Origin of the sequence: Micromonospora matsumotoense, assembly GCF_050951065.1 — a bacterium.
In the GTDB taxonomy this organism is placed as follows: Bacteria; Actinomycetota; Actinomycetes; order Mycobacteriales; family Micromonosporaceae; genus Micromonospora; species Micromonospora matsumotoensis.
This window is the reverse complement of the sequence record NZ_CP192025.1, coordinates 2,993,579-3,018,661: the sequence shown is the minus strand read 5'-3', so window position 1 is coordinate 3,018,661 and position 25,083 is coordinate 2,993,579. Positions and strand designations below refer to the sequence as shown.

Annotated in this window: 22 protein-coding genes; 1 reads left to right on the top strand and 21 read right to left on the bottom strand. The window is 72.3% G+C overall.

Annotated features, from left to right (window positions below):
- Positions 1–29 precede the first annotated feature (29 nt).
- The 13 genes from ACQP1S_RS13340 to ACQP1S_RS13280 form a co-directional block, all read right to left on the bottom strand.
- A complete protein-coding gene (locus tag ACQP1S_RS13340) occupies positions 30–1,214 on the bottom strand; it encodes an NAD(P)/FAD-dependent oxidoreductase (protein WP_432907993.1) in 1,185 nt (394 codons plus the stop codon).
- A gap of 1,161 nt (positions 1,215–2,375) precedes the next feature.
- Positions 2,376–3,140, bottom strand: coding sequence for an SDR family NAD(P)-dependent oxidoreductase (locus ACQP1S_RS13335; RefSeq protein WP_363674475.1), 765 nt, complete (start codon positions 3,138–3,140; stop codon positions 2,376–2,378).
- Positions 3,141–3,168: 28 nt separating this feature from the next.
- Entirely contained in the window at positions 3,169–3,837 is a 669-nt protein-coding gene (gene npdG, locus ACQP1S_RS13330; protein ID WP_432907991.1) for an NADPH-dependent F420 reductase, read from the bottom strand.
- A gap of 278 nt (positions 3,838–4,115) precedes the next feature.
- Positions 4,116–4,451, bottom strand: coding sequence for a VOC family protein (locus ACQP1S_RS13325; protein WP_432906724.1), 336 nt, complete (start codon positions 4,449–4,451; stop codon positions 4,116–4,118).
- A complete protein-coding gene (locus tag ACQP1S_RS13320) occupies positions 4,448–5,431 on the bottom strand; it encodes an LLM class flavin-dependent oxidoreductase (RefSeq protein WP_432906722.1) in 984 nt (327 codons plus the stop codon). Before ACQP1S_RS13320 ends, ACQP1S_RS13325 begins: the two co-directional genes overlap by 4 nt.
- Positions 5,432–5,440: 9 nt before the next feature.
- The gene (locus tag ACQP1S_RS13315) at positions 5,441–6,412 is read right to left on the bottom strand and encodes an enoyl-CoA hydratase/isomerase family protein (RefSeq protein WP_432906720.1); all 972 of its coding nucleotides are present in this window, start codon (positions 6,410–6,412) and stop codon (positions 5,441–5,443) included.
- Between the two features lie 15 nt (positions 6,413–6,427).
- A complete protein-coding gene (locus ACQP1S_RS13310) occupies positions 6,428–7,420 on the bottom strand; it encodes an LLM class flavin-dependent oxidoreductase (RefSeq protein ID WP_432906719.1) in 993 nt (330 codons plus the stop codon).
- A complete protein-coding gene (locus tag ACQP1S_RS13305; RefSeq protein WP_432906717.1) occupies positions 7,417–9,135 on the bottom strand; it encodes a class I adenylate-forming enzyme family protein in 1,719 nt (572 codons plus the stop codon). The genes ACQP1S_RS13310 and ACQP1S_RS13305 overlap by 4 nt, the downstream gene beginning before the upstream one ends.
- Positions 9,132–10,133: an LLM class flavin-dependent oxidoreductase gene (locus tag ACQP1S_RS13300; protein WP_432906715.1), complete on the bottom strand. Its 1,002-nt coding sequence runs from the start codon at positions 10,131–10,133 to the stop codon at positions 9,132–9,134. Before ACQP1S_RS13300 ends, ACQP1S_RS13305 begins: the two co-directional genes overlap by 4 nt.
- Positions 10,130–11,221 (bottom strand): LLM class flavin-dependent oxidoreductase, encoded by a 1,092-nt coding sequence (locus tag ACQP1S_RS13295; protein ID WP_091246939.1) that lies wholly within the window; start codon positions 11,219–11,221, stop codon positions 10,130–10,132. Before ACQP1S_RS13295 ends, ACQP1S_RS13300 begins: the two co-directional genes overlap by 4 nt.
- 73 nt (positions 11,222–11,294) lie before the next feature.
- Positions 11,295–12,326, bottom strand: a complete 1,032-nt coding sequence (locus ACQP1S_RS13290; RefSeq protein ID WP_432906714.1) for an acyl-CoA dehydrogenase family protein — start codon at positions 12,324–12,326, stop codon at positions 11,295–11,297.
- A gap of 13 nt (positions 12,327–12,339) precedes the next feature.
- Positions 12,340–13,491, bottom strand: a complete 1,152-nt coding sequence (locus ACQP1S_RS13285) for an acyl-CoA dehydrogenase family protein (protein ID WP_091246944.1) — start codon at positions 13,489–13,491, stop codon at positions 12,340–12,342.
- Positions 13,492–13,524: 33 nt separating this feature from the next.
- Positions 13,525–15,072, bottom strand: a complete 1,548-nt coding sequence (locus tag ACQP1S_RS13280; protein ID WP_432906712.1) for an AMP-binding protein — start codon at positions 15,070–15,072, stop codon at positions 13,525–13,527.
- A gap of 68 nt (positions 15,073–15,140) precedes the next feature.
- Here ACQP1S_RS13280 and ACQP1S_RS13275 point away from each other — a divergent pair, with 68 nt between their 5' ends.
- Positions 15,141–16,127, top strand: a complete 987-nt coding sequence (locus ACQP1S_RS13275; RefSeq protein ID WP_432906710.1) for an MBL fold metallo-hydrolase — start codon at positions 15,141–15,143, stop codon at positions 16,125–16,127.
- Between the two features lie 149 nt (positions 16,128–16,276).
- Here ACQP1S_RS13275 and ACQP1S_RS13270 read toward each other — a convergent pair whose 3' ends face one another.
- The 8 genes from ACQP1S_RS13270 to ACQP1S_RS13235 are packed head-to-tail and all read right to left on the bottom strand — an operon-like array spanning position 16,277 to position 25,081.
- A complete protein-coding gene (locus ACQP1S_RS13270) occupies positions 16,277–17,830 on the bottom strand; it encodes a class I adenylate-forming enzyme family protein (protein ID WP_432906709.1) in 1,554 nt (517 codons plus the stop codon).
- Entirely contained in the window at positions 17,827–19,350 is a 1,524-nt protein-coding gene (locus tag ACQP1S_RS13265) for a class I adenylate-forming enzyme family protein (RefSeq protein WP_432906707.1), read from the bottom strand. The genes ACQP1S_RS13270 and ACQP1S_RS13265 overlap by 4 nt, the downstream gene beginning before the upstream one ends.
- Positions 19,350–19,844 (bottom strand): VOC family protein, encoded by a 495-nt coding sequence (locus ACQP1S_RS13260; protein WP_432906705.1) that lies wholly within the window; start codon positions 19,842–19,844, stop codon positions 19,350–19,352. The genes ACQP1S_RS13265 and ACQP1S_RS13260 overlap by 1 nt, the downstream gene beginning before the upstream one ends.
- Before the next feature lie 31 nt (positions 19,845–19,875).
- Positions 19,876–20,796 (bottom strand): SDR family NAD(P)-dependent oxidoreductase, encoded by a 921-nt coding sequence (locus ACQP1S_RS13255; RefSeq protein WP_432906703.1) that lies wholly within the window; start codon positions 20,794–20,796, stop codon positions 19,876–19,878.
- Positions 20,793–21,977 carry an acetyl-CoA acetyltransferase gene (locus tag ACQP1S_RS13250; protein ID WP_432906701.1) on the bottom strand — a complete coding sequence of 395 codons (1,185 nt, stop codon included), beginning with the start codon at positions 21,975–21,977 and terminating at the stop codon, positions 20,793–20,795. Before ACQP1S_RS13250 ends, ACQP1S_RS13255 begins: the two co-directional genes overlap by 4 nt.
- A complete protein-coding gene (locus tag ACQP1S_RS13245; protein WP_432906699.1) occupies positions 21,967–23,412 on the bottom strand; it encodes a zinc ribbon domain-containing protein in 1,446 nt (481 codons plus the stop codon). Before ACQP1S_RS13245 ends, ACQP1S_RS13250 begins: the two co-directional genes overlap by 11 nt.
- Positions 23,403–24,194 (bottom strand): ABC transporter ATP-binding protein, encoded by a 792-nt coding sequence (locus ACQP1S_RS13240; RefSeq protein ID WP_432906697.1) that lies wholly within the window; start codon positions 24,192–24,194, stop codon positions 23,403–23,405. The genes ACQP1S_RS13245 and ACQP1S_RS13240 overlap by 10 nt, the downstream gene beginning before the upstream one ends.
- On the bottom strand, positions 24,191–25,081 hold the full coding sequence (locus tag ACQP1S_RS13235; protein ID WP_432906695.1) for an ABC transporter permease: 891 nt from the start codon (positions 25,079–25,081) through the stop codon (positions 24,191–24,193). Before ACQP1S_RS13235 ends, ACQP1S_RS13240 begins: the two co-directional genes overlap by 4 nt.
- Between the last annotated feature and the right edge of the window lie 2 nt (positions 25,082–25,083).

Genomic DNA, 25,083 nt, shown 5'->3' with positions numbered 1-25,083 from the left:
CGCGCTCATCCCGCGCGGCCCCACGCCGATCAGGACGGTTCGTAGATCCGCTTGTGCTCGGGTACGCCGGCGTCGTCGTAGATCCGCTCCAGGTTGTCGGGGGCGAACAGCTCGTGCCCCTCGACCCCGCCGGCGATCATGCCGAGCATCTTGGTGGTCCACTCCTGGCTGGTGCTGATCGCCCCGAGCACCGCTTCCAGGTAGGGGTCCAGGGTCAGCTCAGCCATCGCCGTGGTGTAGTCGTAGACCGGCGCGCTCTCCTCGTCGCGCACCTTGACGTAGTCGGCGAGGGCGTCGTCCATGGTCCGCTCGCCGGAGAGCGCCTCGTGGATGCGGTCGGCGAGCAGCTCGCCGTGCAGGAAGGCGTCGGTCATGCCCCAACCGGTGATGGGGTCCTTGTGGTAGCCGGCGTCACCGACCAGCGCCCAGCCGGGGCCGTGCGAGCGACGGTAGTAGTTGTCCGGGTAGCGCATCGGCCGCAAGGGCTCCTCCCGCCGGCCCTGCTCGCGTAGCTGCGCGCCCATCTCCGGTTCGACGTCGTCGAAGACCGCCAGGAAGCGCGCCTCGGGGTCCTGCCGGAACTCCTTGAGCTGCCGGCGGGTGCAGATGACGGCGACCATGTTGACGTCGCCGTTGGTCGGCCAGGTGCCGAACCACTGCTCGTGGAAGCCGGTCTTGTGGTGCAGACCCCAGTCCAGGCCGCTGTAGTAGGAGTAGTAGGTGAAGCCGGCGGCGGGCCGCACGTTGTACAGCTCCGCGCCGACCTTCCTGGCCACCGTCGAGTGGAACCCGTCGGCGCCCACCACCACGGTGGACCGGAACTCCTGCTCCGGCCCGTCGCCCTCGCGGCCCCGGATGCCGACCACCCGACCCTCGGAGAAGACCAGGTCGGAGACGGTGAACTGCTCCAGGACCTCGACGCCGGCCCGGCGGGCGGCGTTGACCAGGATCTCGTCGAGCACGACCCGGCGCGGGCAGTAGACCGCGTCGATCCCGTCGATGGGGTCGGCGAACCCGATCAACGGGATGCCGTGGTTGGCGTAGTTCATCTTCCGGATGGCCGGCGTCTTCGCGTCGATCACCTCGTCGAGCAGTCCCCACGCCTGGAGGCGGGACAGCCCGGCCTGGTGGATGTAGTGGGTCGACACCGCGTCGCTCGGGAAGGAGGAGCGGTCGACCATCAGAACCCGGTGGCCGCGCCGGGCCAATAGCATTGCCACGGGCGAACCCGCGCAGCGTGCACCGACAACGATTACGTCGAACATGGGCCTGCTCCGATCAGTCGTCAGCCCTGGATAGCAACCGTCCAATGCGGATGTGGGATTGCCACGAGAGTACGTTTCCACGTTCCTCAAGGTCAATACACAGTTTCGCCGGGGGCCGGGAATGAGAACGCTAACAAGACGGAATGCCTGCGTGTTGAGCGCGACCGAACCACCAATCAGCCGGCCAGATGTGACGTGGATCACATGCCCAAAGTAAGCTGAATGAAAGCTGAGAATGGCGCTGAACTGGGATGATCACTTTCGGTTTACCAAATCGCCTCGATAAATTACGGAAACGATTCGCGCCCAGCATCCCGCACCTTTCCTCAGAAACATGGACATTCGGCGGGGACGATCCGTGCCGCCGACTGGAACGAGGCAGGCCAGGGCGCAGGCACCCCCGCAGGCGGGAAACGGGAGCCGTTAACACGTACCGTAAAATTCCGGTCATGATGGGGCTGAACTGGATATACTCCCGTATTAATAGAGCTGCATCGATTAACATCCTGCCCGTCGGGCAACGGTGAAGAAGCTTGATGATTGCCTGCGGCAATTTCTAGATGCGCAACCGGTTGCCTCAGCGAATCGTTGCCCGGGGCTGCATTTCCGCGGCCGGCGGCGAAGGGGTAACGCATCCGCATCGACAACACGACCGCCCGTCACCGAGTGCCCCCGGTGCCCCAGCCCGTTGCCGACCGATCCCGGGGTCACCAATTAGTGACGCCCTGCGACGCCATCACGAATGCCGGACGGTAGGCACCCAATTTCGCTTCCGATCGACCGACGGACCGGGGCGCGCGGATGAGTCGGTAAACGCCGAAAGAACCGCCGGGCCGAAAAGGGATACAGCGGGCGGCACGGCCGCAAACGTATGAGGAATTCGGGGAATGGTCACCCGATAAGCGCACCGACCGCTACCGGTCCGGGCTAAGGCCCCTTTCCCGGGCCCCGGAGACTCGCGCACCGCACGCGGTGGTCGCCTGCTCCCGTCGCACCGGCAGGCCGGCCGCACCGGGTCCGGCCCGCGCGGCGGGGCCGCACCACGACGCCGATGCACCGGGCGGGCCGGTGAGGGACCCGCACCGCCGCACCGCCGGCCGCGCGCAATGATCAGCGCGGTGCCATCCGCAGTGCGCCGTCGAGGCGGATGACCTCGCCGTTGAGGTAGTCGTTGTCGATCACGGACAACACCAGACCGGCGTACTCCCCCGGGTCGCCGAGGCGAGGCGGGAACGGCACACCGGCGGCGAGCCCGGCCCGGTACTCCGCCGACACGGTCTGCATCATCGGCGTCAGCATGATGCCGGGCGCGATCGTCATCACCCGGATGCCGTGCGGGGCGAGGTCACGGGCGGCGGGCAGGGTGAGGCCGACGATGCCACCCTTGGACGACGCGTACGCCGCCTGACCGACCTGGCCTTCGTAGGCGGCGACCGAGGCGGTGTTGACGATCACGCCCCGCTGGCCCTGCCCGTCCGGGGAGGTCTGCGCGATCCGTTCGGCGGCGAGCGCCAGCACGGTGAAGGTGCCGATCAGGTTGACCCGGACGACGTGGGCGTACAGGTCGAGGTCGTGGACGCCGCGCCGGCCGAGGATCCGCTGCGACGGGGCGATGCCGGCGCAGTTCACCACCGTCCGCAGGGGCGCGTCGCCGTCGGCGGCGGCCTGGTCGACCGCCGCCCGGACCGCCGCCGGATCACACACGTCGACGTCGACGTGGCGTACCCCCGGCGGCGCGTCGCCGGCCGCCGCGATGGCCGGTCCGAGATCGAAGCCGTGCACGGTGGCACCCGCGCCGGCCAGCGCGGCGGCGGTGGCCGCGCCGAGGCCGGACGCCGCGCCGGTGACGATGGCGGTGGTACGGGCAAGTTCCATCCTGCGTTCTCCTTCTGCCAGGACCGGGTCAGACGTCGGTGATCCGCAGGCCCGCGTGGGCCCGGTAGCGTCGGTTGACCGAGATGAGGTTGGCGGTGAACGCCTCCACCTGGTGCGCGTTGCGCAGCCGCCCGCCGTACACGCCCCGGACCCCGGGGATCGTGGCGGCGAGGTCCCGGACCAGGTCGGTGGCCTCCCGGTCGTCGCCGAGCACCAGCACGTCGGTGTCGACCGTGTCCAGGTCCGGGTCCTCCAGGAGCACGGCGGAGACGTGGTGGAACGCAGCGACGACCCGCGACCCGGTCAGGATCGCGGCGGCCTGCTGGGCGGCGGAACCCTCCTCGACGACCAGGGCGTAGGCGCCCTGCTTGTCGAAGCCCAGCGGGTTCACGCAGTCGACCACGATCTTCCCGGCCAACACCGGGGCGAGTGCGGTGAGCAGCTCGGCGTGCCCCTCCCAGGGCACCGCGACCACGACGATGTCGGCCTCGGCAGCGGCGTCGGCGTTCGACCCGCCCCGCACCCGGCCCGGCAGCCCGGCGGCCGTCTGCGCCGCCCGCTCGGCGTCCCGCGACCCCAGCACGACGTCCAACCCGGCCGCTCCGAAGCGCCGGGCCAACCCCCGCCCCTGCGGCCCCGTCCCACCGAGCACGCCGACCTTCCGGCCACGCAGCCCCTCACTCACACTCACATCAATCTCCTTCTCATATCCCCCACCCACTCCCCGCCCTGTCCACCCCACCCCACCCCACCCCACCCCGCCCCGCCGTGCCCCGCACTGTCCGCCCTGTCCCGCCCCGGTGATCAAGAGGTTTGCGTCATCGTGGAGATCGATCCTGACGTTTTCCTCTTGATCACCGGGGCGGGCGGAGCGGGGTGGGCGGGGCGGGGGCGGAGGCGGAGGGCGGGGCGAGGGTGGAGAGAGCGGGCGGGAGCGGGCGGGGCGGGGGTGGGGGCGGGCGGGGCGGGGGTGGGTTAGGGGTGGGGTTGGTAGAGGGTCAGGGGGTTGCCGGCGGGGTCGGTGACCAGGCTTCGGCGTTCGTGGGGGCCGGTCACCGGGTCGGTGGCGGTGGCGCCGGCGGCGACCAGGCGGGCGACGCAGGCGTCCAGGTCGTCGACCTGGACGCTGAGCACTGTCCGGCCGGCGACGGGTTGCTGGGTGGCGTCGGCCAGGCCGACGGTCACCGTGCCGTCGGTGACGGCGGCGTAGCGGTCGCCGTCGCGGAAGCGCACCGTCAGGCCGAGCGCGGTGTAGAAGGCGAGTTGGGCGTCCAGGTCGTCGGCGGGGACGATCACGTGGCCGATCCTCATGGGCGGAACCTCGGCATGACCTCGCGGGCGAACCGCTCGACGATCTCGATCGACCGTGCGATCGGCAGGCCGAGCCACTGGGCCCGGAACACGAAGTGGTTGTAGCCGGCGTCGGTGAAATCCTGGATCTTGGCGGCGATGTCGTCGGGCGAGCCGAAGAAGAGCGCCTTCTCCTTGATGGCGTCCCACTGCGACTCGAAGAAGTCCATGCCGTACTGGACGTACTCGCCGTAGGAGCGTTTCACCGCGTCGCCGGCGACGGCGAACGCGGCCTCGGCGGAGTCGGCCACACACAGGTCCCGGTGGATCGGGAAGACCGCGTCCCGCTCGTCGAAGCCGGCGGCCCGACGCTGTTCGCGGTAGTCGGCCAGGTTGCCGACGGCCCAGTTGCGGCGCACGTTGGACGGGGCGAGCCAGGGCAGCCCCTGCCGGGCGATCCGGGCGATGCCGGTCGGGCCGTTCGCGCCCACCCAGACCGGCGGATGCGGACGCTGCACCGGCAGTACGCTGCACCGCACCCCGTCCAGGGTGAAGTGCTTGCCCTCGTGGTGCACCGGCTCCCCGGTCCACAGTTGCTGCATCACCGCCAGCGCCTCGTTCATCCGGGACACCCGGGTTCGCCGTTCGATGCCGAACGACGTGAACTCGGCGTCCCGGTAGCCCGAACCGATGCCCAGGACGAACCGGCCACCGGACATCTGGTCGATGGTGGCGATCTCCTCGGCCCAGTGCACCGGGTGGCCCAGCGGCAGGATGAGGATGCCGGTGCCGAGTTGCATCGTCCCGGAGTGGTCGATGAGCCGGCTCAGCAGCGGCAGCGGCTGCGGGGTGCTCAGCGACGACAGGTAGTGGTGGATACCGAAGACCGAGTCGTAGCCCAGGTCGCGGATGTGCTGGACGTACTCGACGGTCTCACCGACCCGGCGACCCAGGTCGTCGCCGGGGGTGTACTGGTGGTCGAGCAGGATGCCGAACTTCACGCCGGTCGCCTACTCTTCCCGCGACCGGCTGTCGCTGAGCCGGAAGTAGGGCGCCACCAGCCGGTCCCGGTCGGCCAGCGCCTGCGCGATGCCCTTCTCCCGGCGCTCCTTGAGGAAGTTCCAGTCCCCGTCGGCGAAGCTGACGTTGGTGGCCCAGCCGTGCCCGACCCAGCCGGTCATCGCCCCGAGGCCCTTGCCCCGGGCCTCCATGATCACCTGCATCATCGACTTGCCCATCATCAGCGAGTCCAGCGGCATCACCGCGATCGCGTCGGCGTAGTCGTCGACCCAGCGCTGCAGTTCCTCGCGTGCGACGACCTTGGTGACCAGGCCCTTGCGCTCACCCTCCTCGGCGCCGATCGCCCGCATGGTGAGCATGACGTCCTTCATCGTGGTCAGGCCGACCTTCTCGATCCAGTGGTACATGTCCTGCGGGGCGGGACCGAGGTAGCGGAACGCCGGGTGGGTGAACCGGGCGTCCGGGGAGGCGATGACGATGTCGGCCGAGAGCGCGATCTGGAAGTGCCCGCCGTAGCAGTAGCCCTGCACCTGGCAGATGGTCGCCTTGAGCGACTCGATGATCGGCCGGGTGAAACCGGAGCTGAGCACGTTGCGGTCGGGCAGGATGCGCTGGCGCTGGGCGGGACGCCGCCGGGACGCCTTGTCGGTGCCGGTCTTGTAGCCGATGTAGTGGCCGAGTTCGGCGGCGTCGGCGCCGGTGCCGAAGTGCTCACCCTCCCCCTTGAACACGATGACCTTGACCCGGTCGTCGGTCTCCGCCTCCTTCACCAGGTCGCCGACGCGTTCGAAGGCGGCCACCGGGATGGCGTTGAGCCGCTCGGGGCGGTCGAAGGTGATGGTGGCGACGGCCCGTTCCTCGTCCACGTCGTACCGGACGTACTTGGCGAGGACCTCGGGATCGACCTCCATGTTCTCGACGTCCCACTGGCTTTCCAGCAGCTCGGCTTCGGTCTTCTTCACGGCGGATTCCTTAGGTCAGGTGGTACGGAAGGCGGGGATCACTTCGGTGGCGAACAGCCGCAGCGAGGCGCGGAGCTTCTCGGTCGGCATCCCGAGCCACCCGGGACGGAAGATGAGGTGGTCGAAGCCCAGGTCGCGCAGCGCGCTGATCCGCTCGACGAGGAGTTCGGGCGAGCCCAACAGCAGCGTGTTGCGGACCAGTTCGTCGAAGCGGTCCCGCTGCCAGCGCAGCGCCGGATACTCGGCGTACGTCGAGTACTCGACCCGGGCGTGCGGCAGCGCCTCCGCGACGGCCTGTTCGGTGCTCGGCGCGCAGTACAACTCCACCCCGACGGGCCGCTGCACCGTCGCCGGGTCCCGGCCGTACTCGGCCAGCGCCTCGTTGTAGACCGCCAGGTGCTCCGGCAGGAACCGGCGGCTCGGGGAGTTGCCCGGCGCGTACCAGGCGTCGCCGAGCCGGGCCGCCCGACGGACCGCCTTCTTGCCCCCGGCGCCGATCCAGATCGGTGGGCCACCCGGGGTCAGCGGCGGGATGCCGATGGTGGCGTCGACCTGCGGATAGAACTCCCCGTCATGGGTGACCGGCGCGCCGCTCCACAGCGCCCGGATGAGCCGCAGGCTCTCGTCGAACCGACGGAACCGGGTCTCCGGGTCGACGCCGAACGCCGCGAACTCGTTCTCCCGGTAGCCCGCGCCGACCCCGAGGATCACCCGTCCGCCGGAGAGGTGGTCCAGGGTGGCGAACTCCTCGGCGACGTGCACCGGGTGGAACATCGGCAGCAGTAGGATCCCGGTGCCGAGCAGCATGTCGCCCGAGCGCGGGATCAGGCTCGCCAGCATCGAGATCGGCTGCGGGGTGGCCAGGTTGGACTGGAAGTGGTTGATCGTCCACACCGAGTCGTAGCCCAGCTCCGCGGCCAGTTCGACGGTGCCGAACAGGTCGTCGAGGTGCCTGCGGAGGTCGTCGCCCGGCGGGTACTGGTGCGACGCCATGATGCCGAACCTCATCGGCTCCCCCTAGCTGTCGATCGGCTGGTCCCGCCGTCGTCCGGCCGGGACACCGCCACGGAGGCGGTCCTGTCCGCCGCCGGCAGGGCGGCCGCCGCGCGGTCGACCTCAGTCGTGTCGGGCGACGTTGCCGCCGCGCGGCTGATCTTGCCGGTGGCGCTGCGTTCCAGGGCCGGCACGAACTCGATCCGCCGGGGGGCCTTGAAGTGGGCCAGCCGCTCCCGGGCGTACGCGACGAGCCGCGCGGTGAGGTCGGTGTCGGAGACCGCGTCGTCGGCCACCCGGACCACCAGCGCCACCGGGATCTCGCCCAGCCGGTCGTCCGGCCGGCCGAGCACCCGGACGTCCCGCACCAGCGGATGCGCCCGCAGTTCGTCCTCGATCTCCTCCGGCCAGACCTGGAAACCCCCGCACTTGATCATGTCCCGCTTGCGGCCGACCAGGAAGAGCACCCCGTCGGCGTCGACGTAGCCCATGTCGCCGGTGTGCACCCAGCCGTCCCGGACCAGCTCGGCCGACGCGGCGGCGTCGTCGACGTACCCCCTGGTCAGCGCGGAGCGGACCACCACCTCGCCCGCCGCGTCGGTCGGCAGCGCCGTGCCGGCGTCGTCGCGGATCTCCAGCTCGACGCCCGGGTAGACCCGGCCGGCGGAGCCCGGCTTCCACCGGCCGGCCTTCATGTCCCGCCCGGTCCAGCCGGCGATGTGCCCGGCCTCGGTCGAGCCGTAGTTGACCAGGATGGGCACCCGGTAGCGCTGCTCGAACGCGCGCCGCACCGGCCAGGAGATCGCCTGCCCGGCCACCAGGACCGACTTGACCCCGTCGAACGGCAGATCCCGGTCGGCGTGCACGATGTCGAAGACCATGGTGGGCAGCAGGAAGAGGTTGTCGAAACCGAACCGTGCCATGAGGTCGGCCAGCCGGTCGACGCCGAAGCGTTCCCAGACCACCGCCGGCCGGCCGACGAAGTACGCGAACAGCAGCGAGTGCTGGCCGCCGCTGTGGAACAGCGGCAGGGCGATGAGGTTCGGCCTGGCGTCCGGCGCGGCGGTGCCCTCGGCCTCGGTGCCGGTGGTGACCCGGGCCAGCCGCATCAGCGACTCCCGCGTCCCGCCGTGGGTGACGCTGACCGCCTTCGGCCGCCCGGTCGTGCCGCCGGTGAACAGGATGCACGCCTCGGCCTCCGGCCCGACCTCGACGCCGGTGACCCGCACCTCCCGCCGCCACGGCAACGCCGGCACCCCGGCCAGCGACGCCGTGACGGAGCGCACCGGGACCCGGGCGGCGGTGCCGCCGGGGACGTCATCCCCGTCGGCGGCCCCGGTGGGGGCGGGCCGGGTGGCGTCCTGCGCGGCGAGGAACCCGGCGACCACGTCGGGCCGACGGTCGTCGACCAGCAGCAGCCGGGGCGCGGTCTTCGCCACCGACTCGGCCAGCTCGGCGGCGTTGTAGAGGCTGCTGACGGTGACCGGCACCGCGCCGATCTTCCAGGCGCCGAAGAGCAGGAACACGATCTCCGGGCCGTTGGTCAGATAGCAGGCGACCCGGTCGCCGGGGCCGACGCCCTCGGCCCGCAGCGCGGCGGCGACGCCCCCGGCGAGCAGGTCGATCTGGTCGAACGTCCAGGACCGGCCGTCCTCGCCGAACAGGCCGGGCAGGTCGCCCCGGTCCGCGCGCCGTCCCTCCAGGACGGCGGCCAGGTTACCGGCGCTCACCGGGTCACCCCGGTCGCCGGGGCAGCGAGCCTCGGAATGACCTCCGCGCCGAAGCGGGCGAGCTGTGCCATCGCCTCGTCCTGGCCCGCGCCGACGAACTGGTGCCGCAGCGAGACCTCGGTGATGCCCAGCTCGGTCTCCCAGCGGCGCAGCTTGGCGACGATCTCGTCGGCCGACCCGACCAGGCAGTCCTCGGCCAGGTAGCGGTCCAGGTCGAGGGACTGGGCGTCGTCCCAGGACTTGTAGCCCGCGTACTGGCGTTGCAGGTGCGGGCGGACGGCGGCGACGGCCGCCGGGTAGCTGTCACCGAGGTACGCCTCACGGCTCATCGGGTACTCCCGGTCCAGCGGGAAGCCGCGCTCGGCCAGGTCTCCCCGGTAGATCCCGAGCAGTCGGGCCAGTTCCTCGTCGTTGCCCTTGGGGCCGATCAGCCACGGGGCGTCCAGTCGGGCGGCGCGGCGGATCGCGGGTTCGGCGAACGCGCCGATCCACAGCGGTGGGCCGCCGGGCTGGGCCGGGCGCAGCGCCAGGGACGCGCCGGGGACCTCGCCCCAGCTGCCGGCGATGTCGATCGTCTCGCCGTTCCACAGGGAGCGCAGCATCGGCACGTACTCCCGCAGTCGCCGCAGCCGGTCCTCCCAGGCGACGCCGAACGCGGTGGTCTCCCGGCGGCGGTAGCCGGCGCCGATGCCGACGGTCAGCCGGCCGTGGGAGAGCACGTCGAGCGAGGCCAACTCCTCGGCGAGCGCGACCGGGTTCAGCAGGGGGGCCAGCAGGACCCCGAACCCGATCCGGACCCGGGAGGTGGCGTGGGCGAGGTAGCCGGCCAGCGGGATCGGCTGGACGAACGCCGATCGGGCCAGGTAGTGGTGGCCGAGGTAGACGGCGTGGAAGCCGGCCGCCTCGGCGGCGGCGGCCTGGGCCAGTACGCCGTCGATGCCCTCGGTGGCCGACGCCGACGGATCGAACTGGGCGCTCAGGAAGCAGCTGATCTTCACCCGGCGACCGCCTCGGGAGTGGGCACGCTGTCGGCGACGCGCTCCTGGGCCCGGAAGTGCGGGATGACCTTGTCGGCGAACTCCTCCATCGAGCGCAGCGCGGCCTTACGGTCCAGGGACGGAATCCGCAGCCAGCCGATGTAGTGGTTGATGCCGAGCTGCTCGCGCAGCATCTCGATGGTCTCGATGACATGCTGGGCCGAGCCGAAGTTGCCGCCGTGGGTCAGCGTCTGCTCCAGGGTCAGCAGCTCGATGTTCTTGGCGACGGCCGCGTAGTAGGCCCGTTCCTTGGCGATGGCGTCCTCCGAGCCGGGGATGACCTTGCCGACGGACTTGTAGTAGTTCATCGCCGCCTGGGCGGCCGCGCGCAGGCCCTCCTCGCTGTCACCGCACCAGACCTGCTGCATGAACGGCAGGTCGTAGGTGGAGATGTCGAAGCCGTTCTCCCGCATGCTCTGCCGGTAGAGGTCGAAGTTCTTCTGCATGATGCCCAACGGCGTGAAGTTCGGTGAGGTGATGATCGACTCGCCGACCGCGCCGCGCTCCCGGAAGCTGTCCGGAGAGACCGTGCCCTGCAGGATCGGCGGCCCGCCCGGGGTGTACGGCCTCGGGTAGGTGGTGACGTTGTCGTAGTGGAAGATCTCGCCGTGGTAGGAGAAGTTCTCCTGCGACAGTGCGAGCCGCAGGATCTCCAGGGTCTCCTGGTAGCGCTGCTTCGACTCCGCCAGGGGCACGCCGAAGCCGGCGAACTCGGCGGGCTGGTAGCCCCGGCCGACGCCGATGGAGACCCGGCCGCCGCTGAGTACGTCGAGGGCGGCGATGTCCTCAGCCAGCCGCAGCGGGTGGTGCAGCGGCAGCACCAGGACGGCGGTGCCGATGGTGATCTGTCGGGTCCGTTCGGCGACGGCCATGCCGAAGTTCACCGGGCTGCCGAGGATGCCGTACTTCGAGAAGTGGTGCTCGGCGAGCCAGATCGAGTCGAAGCCCAGCTCGTCGGCCAGCTGGATCTCATCGAGGGTCTCTCGAAGCACCTGGTGGTCCGATGCGCCGTCGGCCACCGGGAACAGGTTCATGATTCCGAACTTCACGGCCTTCTCCTCATTTATTCCGACCAGCCGGTATGTTACTGCCCGGGTTGCTGCCCGGCAAGACTTGCGCAGGTCAGGCCCGCGACGTCGGGCGGGAGCGGATGCGCAGCTCCCCGGTTCGACGGCGGTGCCAGGAACCCCGCCCGCACCGGGCGTCGAGCACGAAGGCCCGGCGCAGGAACAGGTGCGGGTCCGCCTCCATGGTGATGCCCATCCCGCCGTGGACCTGGATGCACCGCTCGGCGGCGAAGACCGCCGCCTGACCGGCCGCCGCCTTGGCGGCGTGCACCTGGATGCCGGCGTCCGGCCGGCCGTTGTCCACCGCCCACGCCGCGTACAGGGTCAGGTCCCAGGCCGCCTTGCGGGCGGTGGCCGCCTCGGCGAGCGGGAACGCGACCCCCTGGAACGCGCCGATCACCCGACCGAACTGCCGACGCGTCCGGGCCTGCTCGGCGGCCAGGTCGACCGCCCCCTGCGCCACCCCGCACAGCTCGGCCGCCACCACCAGCGCGGCCCGCAGCGGGCCGGCCCCGGCGGGCTGCGTCCGCTCGGGCGCGGCCAACGTCAGGTCCGCCAGCGGCACCGACGGATCCAGCGACTGCCGCGCGGTGGTCCGGACCGGGTCGGCGAACCAGACCCCGTCCGGGCCGAGGGCGACGACGCCGTCCGCCTGCGCCGCGTACGGCACCAGGGTCCGCACCAGCGGGTCCGGCGACACCCGGTCGGCCCACCCGGAACTGCCCGGCACGTCGACCGCCGGGGTGAGCACCCGGCGGCCGTCGAGCACCTCGTCGGGGAGCGGACCGGTGCGCCGCTCGTCGCCGCAGAGCAGTTGGACCGCTGCCGCGTGCGCCGGGAACCGGCTCGGCACCAGCCGCTCGCCGAGCGCCTCGACGGCGACCAGCAGGTCGATCAGGCTCGACCCGATGCCACCGGCCGGCTCGGGCACCCCGAGCAGCCCGAAGCCCCGCAGCAGTGGCCCGTCAGCCGCCGGGGCCCGCCACGGGCCGGTCAGCAGCTCGCGGGCGGTGCCGCGGTCGGCGTCCGCGAGCGAGCCCACGGTCGCACCGATGTCCCGCTGTTCCTGGGTGAATGTTGCGCGCACCAGACCACTCCGCTCAGCGTGAGCGGGGCAGGCGCAGCACCCGCTCCGCGAGAATCGACTTCTGGACTTCCTCCGTGCCGCCCTCGATCGTGTGGGCGCGGGCGCGCAGGTAACGACGCATCCGGGCGGCGGCGCCGTCGCCGTCGACCAGCACCCCGCCGGCCTCGTCGAGCTGCACGGCGAGCCGGTTGGCGTGCTGCACCACCCGGGCCCACAGGCTCTTGAGCGCCGAGGTCTCCGGCCCGGGTACGCCGCCGGCCCGGCTCTCGCCGAGCATCCGCATCGACCCGATCCGGACCGCCTCGGCGTCGCACTGCAACGCGCCCACCGCGTCGACGAACGCGCTGTCGTCGGCCACGCCCCGCGCGACCGCGACGTCGATCAGCCGGTCGACCGCCTGGCGGGCCCACACCCAGAGGTTGAGCGCCATGCTGCCGCGTTCGAACGCGAGCGTGGTGAGCGCGACGGTCCAGCCGTTGCCGACCCCGCCGAGCACGTCGGCGTCGGCGACGAACACGTCGTCGAGGAACATCTCGTTGAACTCGGTGTCCCCGTTGATCATCTCCAGCGACCGGACGGTGAACCCGTCCATCGGCGCGAGGAAGTAGGTGATGCCCTGGTGCTTCGGCGCGGCGGCGTCGGTGCGGGCCAGCAGCAGGCAGTGCGACGCGTTGTGCGCGTTGGACGTCCAGATCTTGGCCCCGTTGATCCGCCAGCCACCGTCGACCCGGGTCGCCGCCGTGGTCAGGCTGGCCAGGTCCGATCCCGAGCCGGGCTCGCTGAAGCCCTGACACCAGTACTCGTCGCCGCGCAGGATGCCGGGCAGGTGCCGGGCCTGCTGGGCGTCGGTGCCGTGCGCGATGATCGTCGGCCCGGCCAGCATCATGCCGACCCCGTTGAGCGGGTACGGCGCACCGCGTACCGCGGCCTCCTCGTTGAAGACGGCCTGGGCCAGCGCGTCCATCCCCCGGCCCCCGTGCGCGACCGGCCAGGACAGGCCGGCCCAGTTGCCGGCGCAGAGCCGGTCCTGCCACACCCGCGACCAGTGCTCACGCGCGTCCTGGGACAGCTCCTCCTGGTCGGGCACGTCCGCCAGCGCCCCGTCGAGCCACCTGCCGACCTCGTGCCGGAACGCCAGGTCGGTGTCGCTGTCAGCGAAGTCCATGCCCACCTCCCACCGGTTCGTCGATGTCGCCGGTCATGCGCTGGCCTCTTCGGCGCGCGTGAGCCGGGCCTTGTAGAGCTTGCCGTTCGGGTCCCGGGGCAGGGCGTCGCGCAGCACGTAGGACTCCGGGCGCTTCGGCTTGGCCAACCGGTCGGTGAGGTAGCGGCGCAGTTCCGCCAGCGCCGCGTCCGGGTCGGGCGCGGCGTCGGCCAGCACGACGTGTGCCTGGGGCACCTCGCCGAACTCCGGATCGGGGGTGCCGACCACGCCGACGTCGGCGACCCAGTCGTGGCTGATCAACGCCGCCTCGATCTCGGCCGGATAGACGTTCACCCCGCCGACCAGGATCAGCTCGGCCGCGCGACCGGTGATGTAGAGGAACCCGTCGGCGTCGACGTGGCCGACGTCCCAGACGGTCATCAGGCCGTCGCGGCGCGCGCCGTCGGTCTTGCCGGGGTCGTTGTGGTACTCGATCCGGTCGTCGCCCTGGCGCATGTAGACGATGCCGGTCTGCCCGACGGGCACCTCGTTGCCCAGCTCGTCGAGGATGCGCAGGGTGGAGATGGAGGCCGGCCGGCCGACCGTGCCCGGGTGGGCCAGCCACTCGTGGGGCCGCGCGACGGTGGTGCCGACCTCGGTCGAGCCGTAGTACTCGTAGACCACCGGGCCGAACCAGTCGAGGATGCGCTGCTTGACCTCGCGGGGGCAGGGCGCGGCGCCGTGCAGCACGTAGCGCAGCGAGGAGATGTCAGCGCCGGCACGGACCGGCTCGGGCAGTTGCAGCAGGCGGTAGAAGTGGGTCGGCACCATGCTGGTCCCGGTGACCCGGCGGGCCTGGACCCGGCGCAGGAAACCCTCCGGCGTCCAGCCGTCCATCAGGACCATCGTGCCGCCGGCGTGCAGCGCGCCCATCGCCGGGGTGATGTTGGCCGAATGGTACATCGGCGCCGACACCAGCCAGGACGCGAACGCGTCGCGCTCCATGCCGAACTCCCGGAACAGCCAGACGTAGGTCAGCGCGCCGGTGTCCGCGTCGACGCCGCTGAGCGGGCGCTTGACCCCCTTGGGCCGGCCGGTGGTGCCCGAGGTGTACATCATCAGTGAGCCGGCCGGGGTGTCCGCCGGGCTCGTCGCGGGCATGTCGGCGGTGAGCGCCGACAGCGGGCGGGCCCGGTCGGTGCGGGGCGGGCCGTCGACGAAGACCTGGATGCCGGGGGCGGCCTCGGCGGCGGCGACCACGACGTCCTCGACCCGCTCGGAGCCCACCACCACCCGGGCGGCGCTGTCGGCGAGGATGTAGCCGACCTCGGGCGCGGTGAGGTGGTAGTTGAGGGTCACCAGGTAGAGCCCCGACTGCATCGCCGCGAGATAGAGCGCGACCAGGCCGGGGCTGTTCGTCATCACCGCGGCGACGGTGTCGCCGGGCCGCAGGCCCGCACGGGTACGCAGCCCGTGCGAGATCCGGTTCACCTCGGCGAACAGGTCACCGTACGAGATCCGCCGATCATCGGCGGTCACGATCGCGCACAGGTCCGGTTCTGCGGCTGCCCAGAGCCGGAACCCGGTCCGCTCCTCGCTCATCGGACTCCTTGAGCTAGATTCCGACCATCCGGTATGTTGGTGTCCCACAGTAAGGGAGCCTCCCGACGATGTCCAGACCCGTGAGCGACGCCCACGCCGCCACCTGGCGGGCCCGCCAGGTGCCGGTCCCCGCCCAGGTCGTCGACGGTGTCTGGGCCATCCCCGTCCCCCTGCACGGCAGCGCCCTGCGGTCCATCACCGTCTTCCTGATCGCCACCGGCGACGGACCGGTCCTCGTCGACGCCGGCTACGACCACCCGAGTTGCTGGGCGTCGTTCCAGCAGTCGGTGGCGGCCGTCGGCCAGCGGGTCGACGCCATCACGGCGGTCCTGCTCACCCACAACCACCCGGACCACGTCGGGTTCGCCGACCGGGTGCGGGCCGCCTCCGGCGCGCGGGTGATCATGGGTGGGGCCGACGACTTCGCCACCATGCACCGACGGCGCGGCACCTTCCTCCAGCAGGTACGCACCGCACTCGACCTGACCGGCGCCCCGCCCGACGTCGTCGCCGCCATGTACGCCGACGCGGTCGCCGTCGCCGCGCACCCGGAGAGCCTGCGGCTCGACGTGCCCCTGACCGGGGAGACCGAACTCCGCTTCGGTGACGTGACCCTGCGCGCCCTGCCCGCCCCCGGGCACACCTACGGGCACACCGTCTACGTCGACACCCGGGGACTGGTCTTCACCGGCGACACGATGATGGCCGAGGGACCCACCCAGTTGGCCATCGTCAGCCGCCCCGACGACGATCCGGCCGCCGACCTGTTCCGCACGCTGGCCCGCATCCGCGACCTCGGGGCCGCCATCGCCTGCCCCGCCCACCAGTTCCCCTACCGGGACGTCGCCGCCCGCGCCGAGGCCCTCACGGCCTTCCACCGCGACGAGGTCGAGACGGTCCGGGGCCTGGCCCACGACGGGAGCACCGCGTGGGACCTCGCCCGACGGATGACCTGGAAGAAGCCGTGGGACGCGCTGGGCCGGGGCACCCGGCGGTTCGCCCTGGTGCACACCCTCGCCCTGCTGCGCCACGCCACCGCCACCCGCCGGGACTGAACGCACCGGCGGCGGACGCGCCGGCCCTGAACGCACCGGCCTGCCCGCCGGACACCGGCCCGGCGGCCGGTGCGGCCCGGTTCCCGGCGGGCAGGCCGGAACGACAACGACGCGGTGGGGCGGGGGGACGGCCGGTGACGGCCCGGGACTCAGCCGCGCCGGGCCTCGTCGTACGTCCAGTCCGGGCACAGCGTCGTCCGCAGCTCCCGCAGGGACCGCTTGAGCACCTTGCCCGACGGGTTGGTGGGGAACTCCGGCACCAGGTAGATCTCCCTGGGCACCTTGAACCGGCCGAGCCGCTGCCGGGCGTGCGCGATCAGGGCCTCGGGCGTCAACCCCGGCCGGCCGACCACGAACGCGGCCGGCACCTCCTGCCACACCGGGTGCGGCGCGGCCACCACCGACGCGGCCAGCACCAGCGGATGGTCCGCCAGCACGTTTTCGATCTCGGCGCTGGACATGTTCTCGCCACCACTGCGGATCATGTCCTTGAGCCGGTCCCGGATGTACAGGTAGCCGTCGGCGTCGAAGCAGCCGATGTCACCGGTGTGGAACCAGCCGTCCCGGAACGCGGCGGCCGTCGCCACCGGGTCGTCGAGGTAACCGGGGCTCACCTTCGGCCCCCGCGCGACCACCTCACCGTTGGCACCGACCGGCACGTCGTTGCCGTCGGGGTCGACCACCCGGACCTGGACCCACGGCACCGGCAGCCCCACCGAGCCCTGCTTGGACTCCTGGTGCGCGGCGTCGAGATAGGTCAGCCCGCTACAGGTCTCGGTGAGGCCGTACCCCTCGATCAGCCGGGCGTACGGGAACAACTCCCGGGCCACCCCGAACAGCGCCGAGGTGACCTGCGAGAAGATCAGCCAGCGTACCGACGACAGGTCGGCACCGACGGTCGTCGCCTCGCGGCGGACCATGTCCAGCATCGTCGCCGCCATCACCATGCCGGTGATCCGCTCGGTCCCGATGGCCCGCAGCACGGCCGCCGGCACGAACCGTCGGTGCAGCACCATGCAGCCGCCGACGTGCCAGATGCCGTAGCCGGGCAGGTCGGTGCCGCCGACGTGGTAGAGCGGTGCGACGTTGAGGATCCGGTCGGTCGGTCGCAGCCCCAGCTCGACGATCTGGGCGTGCATGTTCATGTTCACGTTGCCGTGGGTGAGCAGCACCCCCTTGGGCAGGCTGGTGGTGCCGGAGGTGTAGACGATCCGTTGCAGGGCCGTGTCGTCGAGGTCGGCGTCGGCGACCCGCGCGCCCCGGTGCGCCGCGACGAGCGCCCGCACGTCGGTCCAGCCGTCGTCGATCGGTTCCAGCGCGAAGCGACGGACGTCCGGCAGGTCGGCGAGCGCGGCGGTGGTGAGCGCGGCGAACTCCGGCACGGTGGCGACCGCCCCGACCCGCGCGTGCGCCAGCAGGCGGGCCAACTCCCCCGCCGTGAGCCGGTAGTTCAGCGGGACGAAGACCGCGCCGAGCTTCGCCAGCGCCAGGGAGAGGATGAGGAACTCGGGGACGTTGTCCGCCACGATCGCCACCCGGCTGTCGTGGCGTACCCCCTCGGTGGCCAGGCCGGCGGCCAGGGCGTTGACGTCGTCGTCGAGCTGCCGGTGGGTCCACCGGCGGTCGTCGAAGACGAGCGCGTCGGCGTCGGCGAACCGGCGGGCGTTACCGGCCAGCATCGCGGCGAGGTTCGCGGTGCTCACCCGGACACCGCCGCCTCGCGCAGGGCCTTCTTGAGCACCTTGCCGGAGTCGTTGCGCGGCAACGACGTCACGAGCTGCACGTACCGGGGGACCTTGTAGCGGGCCAGCTCGGCCCGGCAGTGCGCGCGCAACTCCTCGGCGGTGCCGGTCGCGCCGGGGCGCAGGATGACGAACGCCTTGGGCACCTCGTCCCACTGCGGGTCGGGCACCCCGATCACGGCGACCTCGGCGACGTCGGGATGCTGGGCGAGGACCCGCTCGATCTCGGCGCTGGCGACGTTCTCCCCACCGGATTTGATCAGGTCGGCCCGACGGTCGACGAACCACAGGTAACCGTCGGCGTCGATCCGCCCCACGTCGCCGGTGCGGAACCAGCCGTCGCGCCGGCTGCGCCGGTTGGCCTCGTCGTCGTTCCAGTAACCGGGCGAGACCTTCTCCCCCCGGACGATGATCTCCCCCTCGACGTCCGCGCCGACCGGCTGGAAGTGCTCGTCGACGATCCGCAGCTGCACCCCGGGGAACGGCGCCCCGAGCGCGCCCAGCTTGCTCTGCTCGTGGGCGGCGTCGAGATAGCAGACCCCGTTGCACAGCTCGGTCATGCCGAAGGTGTCGATCAGGCGGACGTGCGGCAGCCGGCGCTTCACCTCCTGGCGCACGCTCGGCGCGACCCCGGCGAAGAGCAGGTAGCGCAGCGCAGCGAGGTCCGGCGGGTCGTCCAGGTCGAGCAGCCCGAACAGGATCTGCGCGGCCAGCACCAGGCCGGTGATCCGTTCCTCGGCGGCGATCCGGGCGATGTCGGTCGGCTTGAACGTCGGGGTGAGCACCATCGTCGCGCCGGCCACGAACGTGGCCAGGCCCGGCGCCTCCAGCCCGCTGACGTGGAACAGCGGGGCGGAGACGAGGATCCGGTCGGCGGCGGTCAACTCCAGTTCGAGGACCTGCGCGAAGTGGTTCGCGGTGAGGTTCCCGCAGGTGTGCACCACCCCCTTGGGGCGGGCGGTGGTGCCCGAGGTGTAGAGCAGCCGGTGCACGTCGGCGGGGCCCTTGTCGGCGTCGGCCACCCGGACCCCGGGTGGCTGACCGGCCAGCAGGTCGGCCAGCCGCCGCGCGTCGCCGACGACGGACTCCCCGTTGGCGACCAGCGTCCGCACCCCGGTGCTGGTCGCCAGCCGGGCGGCGTCGGCGGCGAAGTCGTCGTCGTAGAGCAGGCCGGTGACGCCGGCCTGGTCGAGGACGTACGCCTGCTCGTTGACGTGCAACCGCCAGTTCAACGGCACCGAGATCGCCCCGAGCCGGCTCAGCGCCAACAACTCGATGACGTAGGTGGCGGTGTTGCGCCCCAGCACCCCGACCAGGTCGCCGTCGCCGAGGCCGGCGTCGCGCAGGGCGGCGGCGTGCCGGTCCACGTCGGCGTCCAGTTCCGCGTACGTCCAGCGGGCGGCCCCGTCGACCAGGGCCTCGGCGTCGGCGCGGCGCAACGCCTGCCGGCGCAGCGTCTCGGTGAAGTTGCTGCCGGCCATCAGTCGACGCTCCCCCGCCGCCGGGCCAGGATCTCCTCCCGGGACGGCAACGACACGAACTCCAGCAGGTTGCCGTCGAGATCCCGGGCGGCGAAGGCGGTGATGTACCCGTAGTTGTCCAGCAGCACCCGGTTGGGCGCGGACAGACACTCCGCGCCCAGCTCGGTCAGCCGTTGGTGCAGGTCGTCCAGCTCGTCCAGGGGCACCTCGAAGCTGAGCAGGAAGGTGCCCAGCTCCAGGTGGCCGGCGGTGGCGGTGCGGGTCTTGACGCCGTTCCACTCGATGAGTTCGAGCTGGCCGACCCGGCTGGGGCCCTGGAGGTACTGGACCCGGCCGGTGGTGCCGGCGGGCAGCCCCAGCGACACCTCGATCCCCGGCCCGCCGACGTCGGTCCGCAGCGTCCGGCGGTAACCCAGGGCCCGCTCGTAGAAGTCCGCGGCGCGGTCGACGTCCGAGACGGTCATGGCCACGTGGTGCACTTCGCTGACCGGCATGATGCCTGCCTTCCGATGGGTTTCGCGCGGTTCAGGCGGACGGTCCGGACGACCCGCCGAGGACCCGTTGGATCAGGGTGACCTCGTCGGCGCCGCTGTCGGGCACGATGAAGTCGTCGAGTCGGCAGATCTCGTCCACCGCGTCGAGGATGTCGTCGGGCGAGGCCGGGGCGGCCCCGCCGTACCAACCGGGGGTGACGCCCAGGAAGATCCGCCCGACCCGGCCGCCGCCGACGGTGAGGATGTGCCGGTTGAGCTGGCACTGCTCCGAGGCGAGGAAGGTCGCCACGGCGGCCACGTGCTGCGGGTCGAACCGGTCGGTCAGGTCGCCGAGGAGGTTCTCGGTCATCCGGGTCGCCGCCGTGGGCGCGATCGCGTTGACCAGGATGCCCCGGCGGGCGCCCTCCAGCGCGAGCACGTTCATCAACCCGACCAGGCCGGTCTTGGCGGCACCGTAGTTGGCCTGGCCGAAGTTGCCGAACAGGCCGGACGACGAACTGGTCAGCACGATCCGGCCGTAGCCCTGGGCGACCAGGTGCGACCAGGCGGGCCGCAGCACGTGGAACGCCCCGGCCAGGTGCACGTCGAGCACCGCGCTGACATCCGCGTCGGTCATCTTGGCCAGCGTCCGGTCCCGCAGGATGCCGGCGTTGTGGATGACGGCGTCGACCCGGCCGTACGTGTCGATCGCCCGGCCGACCAGGTCCGCGCCCCCGGCGGCGGTGGCCACCGAGTCGGTCGACGCGACGGCGGTGCCGCCGGCCGCGCGGATCTCCGCCACCACCTGATCGGCCGCGCCGGAGGAACCCGAGCCGTCGACCGTCCCGCCGAGGTCGTTGACGACCACCGACGCGCCCCGCTTGGCGAGGGTCAGCGCGTGCGCCCGACCGATGCCGTTGCCCGCCCCGGTGACGACGACGACCCGGCCGTCGAGGGTGACCCGGGCGCTCATCGCTCGTTCCCCAGGACCGCCACGAACGCGACGCAGGAGCCCGGTTGCCCACCGAGGTTCTGGGCCACCGCCAACCGGGCGTCGGGCACCTGCCGTGCGCCGGCCTCCCCCCGCAACTGGGTGAAGCACTCGAACATCATCCGCAGCCCGGTCGCACCGATCGGGTGGCCGAACGACTTGAGCCCGCCGTCGGTGTTGACCGGCAGCGCCCCGTCGGCGTCGTAGCGGCCGTCGAGGATGTCCCGCCAGGCCTTGCCGCGGGCGGAGAACCCGAGATCCTCCATCAGCACCACCTCCGTCGGGGTGAAACAGTCGTGCACCTCGGCCAGCGAGATCTGGGTCGCCGGGTCGGTCACCCCGGCCTGCGCGTACGCCTCGCGGGCGGCGGTGACCACCTCGGGGAAGGTGGTGAAGTCGTAGCCGTCGGCCGCCAGCCCGGACCCGGAGCCGGCGACGAAGCTCATCCCGCGCAGGTAGATCGGCTTGTCGGTGTACCGGTGGGCGTCCTCGGCCCGGACCAGGATCGCCGCCGCCGCGCCGTCGGAGACGCCCGAGCAGTCCATGACGCCGAGCTGACCGGCGATCCGGGGGGACCGCTCCACCGTCTCGGCGGAGACGGCCTTGCGGAACTGGGCGCGTTCGTTGCGGGCGCCGTTGGCGTGGTTCTTCACCGCTACCCGGGTCATCGCGGCACGCATCTCCTGCTCATCGATCCCGTACGCCGCCTGGTAGGCGGGGGCGAGCAGGGAGAAGCCGGCCGGCGCGGTCCAGTCCACGTCGGTGCCGTCGGCGGGTGGGAAGACCGCCGACAGCCCGGAGTACGAGGAGTCCTTCAGTTTCTCCACCCCGGTCGCCATCACCATGTCGTACGCGCCGGAGGCGACCGCGAAGGCCGCGTTGCGCAACGCCTCCGAGCCGGTGGCGCAGTAGTTCTCCACCCGGGTCACCGGCTTGCCGGTCAGCCGCAGCGGGCGGGCCAGGGTCTGCCCGGACAGGCCGGAACCCTGGGTGCCGACCCAGAACGCGTCGACGTCGTCGAGGGTGACGTCGGGCAGCGACCCGACGCACTCCTGCACGGCATCGACGAGCAGGTCGTCGGCGGAGGAGTTCCAGTGGTCCCGGAACGGGGTGCAGCCCATCGCGACGATCGCGACGTCGTGGGTGGTGCGCCTACTGGCCATCGGCGGTGTCCTTCCCTGGCGCGGCGTCGGCGGGTGCCGGGCGGAGCTTCCAGAAGTAGTTGTGGATCGAGTCGGTGGTCCAGAGCCGGCGGAAGGTGGGAGTCATCGGCATGCCCACCACCACGTCGCCCGGTGCCACGTCGGTGGCGTACGCGCTGAGCCGGCCGCCGCCGTCCACGTCGGCGACGACGATCGCCACCTCCGGTTCCGGCATGGTCGTCAGGTGGTCCCGGGTCACCGAGACCACCCGGGCGGTGCGTTCGCGCAGCGAGACCTTCCCGGTCGCGGCGTCCGACCCGGCGATGCCGCAGGACGCGCAGACCCGCCCGGGTGGGGTGGTGACCCGACCGCAGGCGTCGCACCGGCTGCCCTCCAACCGGTACTTCCAGCCGGCCCGGCGGTGCATGGGCGGGGCCGCCGGGGCCGGTGCCGCCGGCCGGGCCGGGCCCTGCACGTCGAGCAGCCCCCGCCAGCGCAGGTAGCGGCCGTAGCCGAGGCGCTGGCGGGCGGCGAGTTGCGCGCGGACGCAGGGGCCGCCCCGGGCCGCGCGTACCCCGTCGCCGACCCGCAGGACGAACGCGTCGGCGCCCTCGGTGGCCGACAGCAGCAGGATGGTCTGGCCGGGTTCCGCCTCGTCGAGCGCCGCGGCGAGCAGCAGGCCGGGGTGGGCGACGCCGGTGAAGCCGGTGGCCCGTTCGATGGTCGCGTCCTGCCCCGTGCCGCCGAGTGCCCGGCGCAGCGCCGTCGCGGCCCGCGCGTTCGACGACGACACGACGACCTGGTCGACGGTGTCGAGGGACGCCTCGGCCAGCGCCCGGCGGGCGGTGTCGAGGCCGGCGGCGACGAGGATCTCGGCGGTGAACCGTTCGTCCCAGACCCGGTCGTGCCGCTCCCCGGGCAACCGCCAGCGGTCCAGCACCTCGGTGGTGTGGCCGGCGCGGGCGAGGAGCACGGCGGCCCGCCGGCCGCCGACGAACGCCGCGGCGGCGTCGCCCTGGGCGAGTTCGTCGGGCGCGCCGGGGCGGGTGGTCCGCACGTCGGCCAGGGCCGCCGTGGCCACGCCCCGCAGGACCAGGTCGAGGGCGGACGCGCCGGCCCGGTGGCCGCGCAGGTCGAGCGCGGTGACGCCGGGGTCGAGCCCCAGCGCCTCGTGCGCCACCCCGGCGGAGGTCTTCGCCTCGTACGGGGCGCTGGTGGTGGCCAGCAGCAGGTGCCGCCCGGCCGGGGTGTCGGCGGCGATGTGCCGCAGCGCCTCGACGGCCATCGTGACGGTGTCCTCGTCGTAGCCGGCGACGCTGCGGGTGGGGCCACCGGCACGCGGCGGCACGGTCGGGTCGAGCCTGTTGTCGTCGAGCGCGTACGCCGGGAGGTAGGCCGCGTAGGCGTCGATGCCGGGCTGGTCGGGCATGGGGCGCGGGTTCTCCTTCAGCTCCACGAGGGAATGGCGGCGAGCAGGCGTCGGGTGTACTCCTGCTGCGGTTGGTCCAGCACGGTCGGGGCGTCGCCCTGTTCGACGACCCGCCCGCCGCTCATCACCGCGATCCGGTCGCACAGGTCGCTGGCGAGCATCAGGTCGTGGGTGACGAAGAGCAGGCCGATGCCGAGTTCGTCGACCAGGGTGCGGAACAGGTCGACGACCTTGGTCTGGGTGGTGACGTCCAGGGCGGTGGTGCACTCGTCGGCGATCACCAGCGCGGGGCGGGTGACGACGGCGAGCCCGATGGCGACCCGTTGCCGCAGGCCACCGGAGAGCTGGTGGGGATAGCTGGCCAGCACCCGGGCCGGATCGGTGATCCGCATCTGCGCCAGCACCTCCACCGACCGCCGCTCGACCTCGGCCCGGGTGATGCCCCGGACGTGGCGGCGCAGCACCTCGGCGAGCTGGGTGCGGACCTTCAGCAGCGGGTTCAGCGACCGCGACGCGTCCTGGAAGACCATGCCGACGGCGCTGCCCCGGACCCGGTCGGTCCGGTCGACGCCGGGGGCCACCACCTGCTCACCGGCGACCGCGATGGTGCCCTGGTCGACCCGGACGTTGCGGTCGAGCAACCCGACGACGGCGCGGGCCAGGGTGGTCTTGCCGCTGCCGGACTCGCCGACCACGCCGACGATCTGGCCGCGCCGGATCTCCAGGTCGACGTCGTCGAGCAGCCGCAGGTCGCCGACGGCGAGCCGGGCGGTGATGGACAGTCCGGAGAGCTTCAGCAGTGCGCTCATCGCCGCCTCTTCCGCGGGTCGTGGTGGGTGAGCAGCGCGTCGCCGAGCAGGTTGACCAGCAGCACCAGCACCGTGATGGCGAGCCCGGGGAAGAAGGCGATCCACCATGCCTGGCTCAGCTCGTCCTGGCCCGAGGCCAGCATCGAGCCCCAGCTGTTCATCGGCGGCACCACGCCCAGGCCGAGGAAGCTCAGCGCGCTCTCGACCAGGATCGCCGTGCCGACCTGGAGGGTGCCGAGGGCGACGATGGTGCCGGCGAGGTTGGGCAGGATGTGCCGGAAGACGATCCGGGGCTCGGACGCGCCGGCCGCGCGCAGGCCGATGACGAACTGGCGTTCCCGGATCGCCATGGTGGCGGCGCGGGTGACCCGGGCGCACACCGCCCAGCCGGTGAGCGCCAGCACCAGGAACAGCACCGGCAGCGAGCTGCCCCGGTTGGCGATGATGGCGAGGGCGACCAGGATGAACGGCAGGGCCAGCTGGGCGTCGATGAGGATCGAGATGACCCGGTCGACCCAGCCCCGGAAGTAGCCGGCCAGCAGGCCGAGCAGCGTGCCGGGGCCGATCGCGACCAGCGCGCCGACCAGGCCGATCACGATGGTCAACCGGCCGGCCGAGACGAACTGGGTGAGCAGGTCCTGGCCGAGCTTGTCGGTGCCGAGGGGGTGCGCCCAGCTGCCGCCGGCGAGGAAGGCGGGCGGCTGGCGGGTCGCGGCCAGGTCCTGGCCGCGCTCCGGCAGCAGCCCGGTCAGCGGCAGCACGAACACCGCCACGGCGGTCACCGCCAGCGGCAGGGCCAGCCAGAAGACCGAGGTACGGGCCCGACGGCCGGCCCGCCGGGGTGGCGGCGCCGCGGCGGTGACGGGGTCGAGTTCGAGTTGGCTCATGG

Bases quoted from the DNA above. Each gene is read 5' to 3' on its own strand.
- ACQP1S_RS13265 (WP_432906707.1), bottom strand. From the start codon at position 19,350: ATGGCCGGCAGCAACTTCACCGAGACGCTGCGCCGGCAGGCGTTGCGC.
- ACQP1S_RS13235 (WP_432906695.1), bottom strand. From the start codon at position 25,081: ATGAGCCAACTCGAACTCGACCCCGTCACCGCCGCGGCGCCGCCACCC.
- ACQP1S_RS13275 (WP_432906710.1), top strand. From the start codon at position 15,141: ATGTCCAGACCCGTGAGCGACGCCCACGCCGCCACCTGGCGGGCCCGC.
- ACQP1S_RS13335 (WP_363674475.1), bottom strand. From the start codon at position 3,140: ATGGAACTTGCCCGTACCACCGCCATCGTCACCGGCGCGGCGTCCGGC.
- ACQP1S_RS13310 (WP_432906719.1), bottom strand. From the start codon at position 7,420: ATGAGGTTCGGCATCATGGCGTCGCACCAGTACCCGCCGGGCGACGAC.
- ACQP1S_RS13280 (WP_432906712.1), bottom strand. From the start codon at position 15,072: ATGAGCGAGGAGCGGACCGGGTTCCGGCTCTGGGCAGCCGCAGAACCG.
- ACQP1S_RS13260 (WP_432906705.1), bottom strand. From the start codon at position 19,844: ATGCCGGTCAGCGAAGTGCACCACGTGGCCATGACCGTCTCGGACGTC.
- ACQP1S_RS13340 (WP_432907993.1), bottom strand. From the start codon at position 1,214: ATGCTATTGGCCCGGCGCGGCCACCGGGTTCTGATGGTCGACCGCTCC.
- ACQP1S_RS13255 (WP_432906703.1), bottom strand. From the start codon at position 20,796: ATGAGCGCCCGGGTCACCCTCGACGGCCGGGTCGTCGTCGTCACCGGG.
- ACQP1S_RS13250 (WP_432906701.1), bottom strand. From the start codon at position 21,977: ATGGCCAGTAGGCGCACCACCCACGACGTCGCGATCGTCGCGATGGGC.
- ACQP1S_RS13325 (WP_432906724.1), bottom strand. From the start codon at position 4,451: ATGAGGATCGGCCACGTGATCGTCCCCGCCGACGACCTGGACGCCCAA.
- ACQP1S_RS13240 (WP_432906697.1), bottom strand. From the start codon at position 24,194: ATGAGCGCACTGCTGAAGCTCTCCGGACTGTCCATCACCGCCCGGCTC.
- ACQP1S_RS13285 (WP_091246944.1), bottom strand. From the start codon at position 13,491: ATGGACTTCGCTGACAGCGACACCGACCTGGCGTTCCGGCACGAGGTC.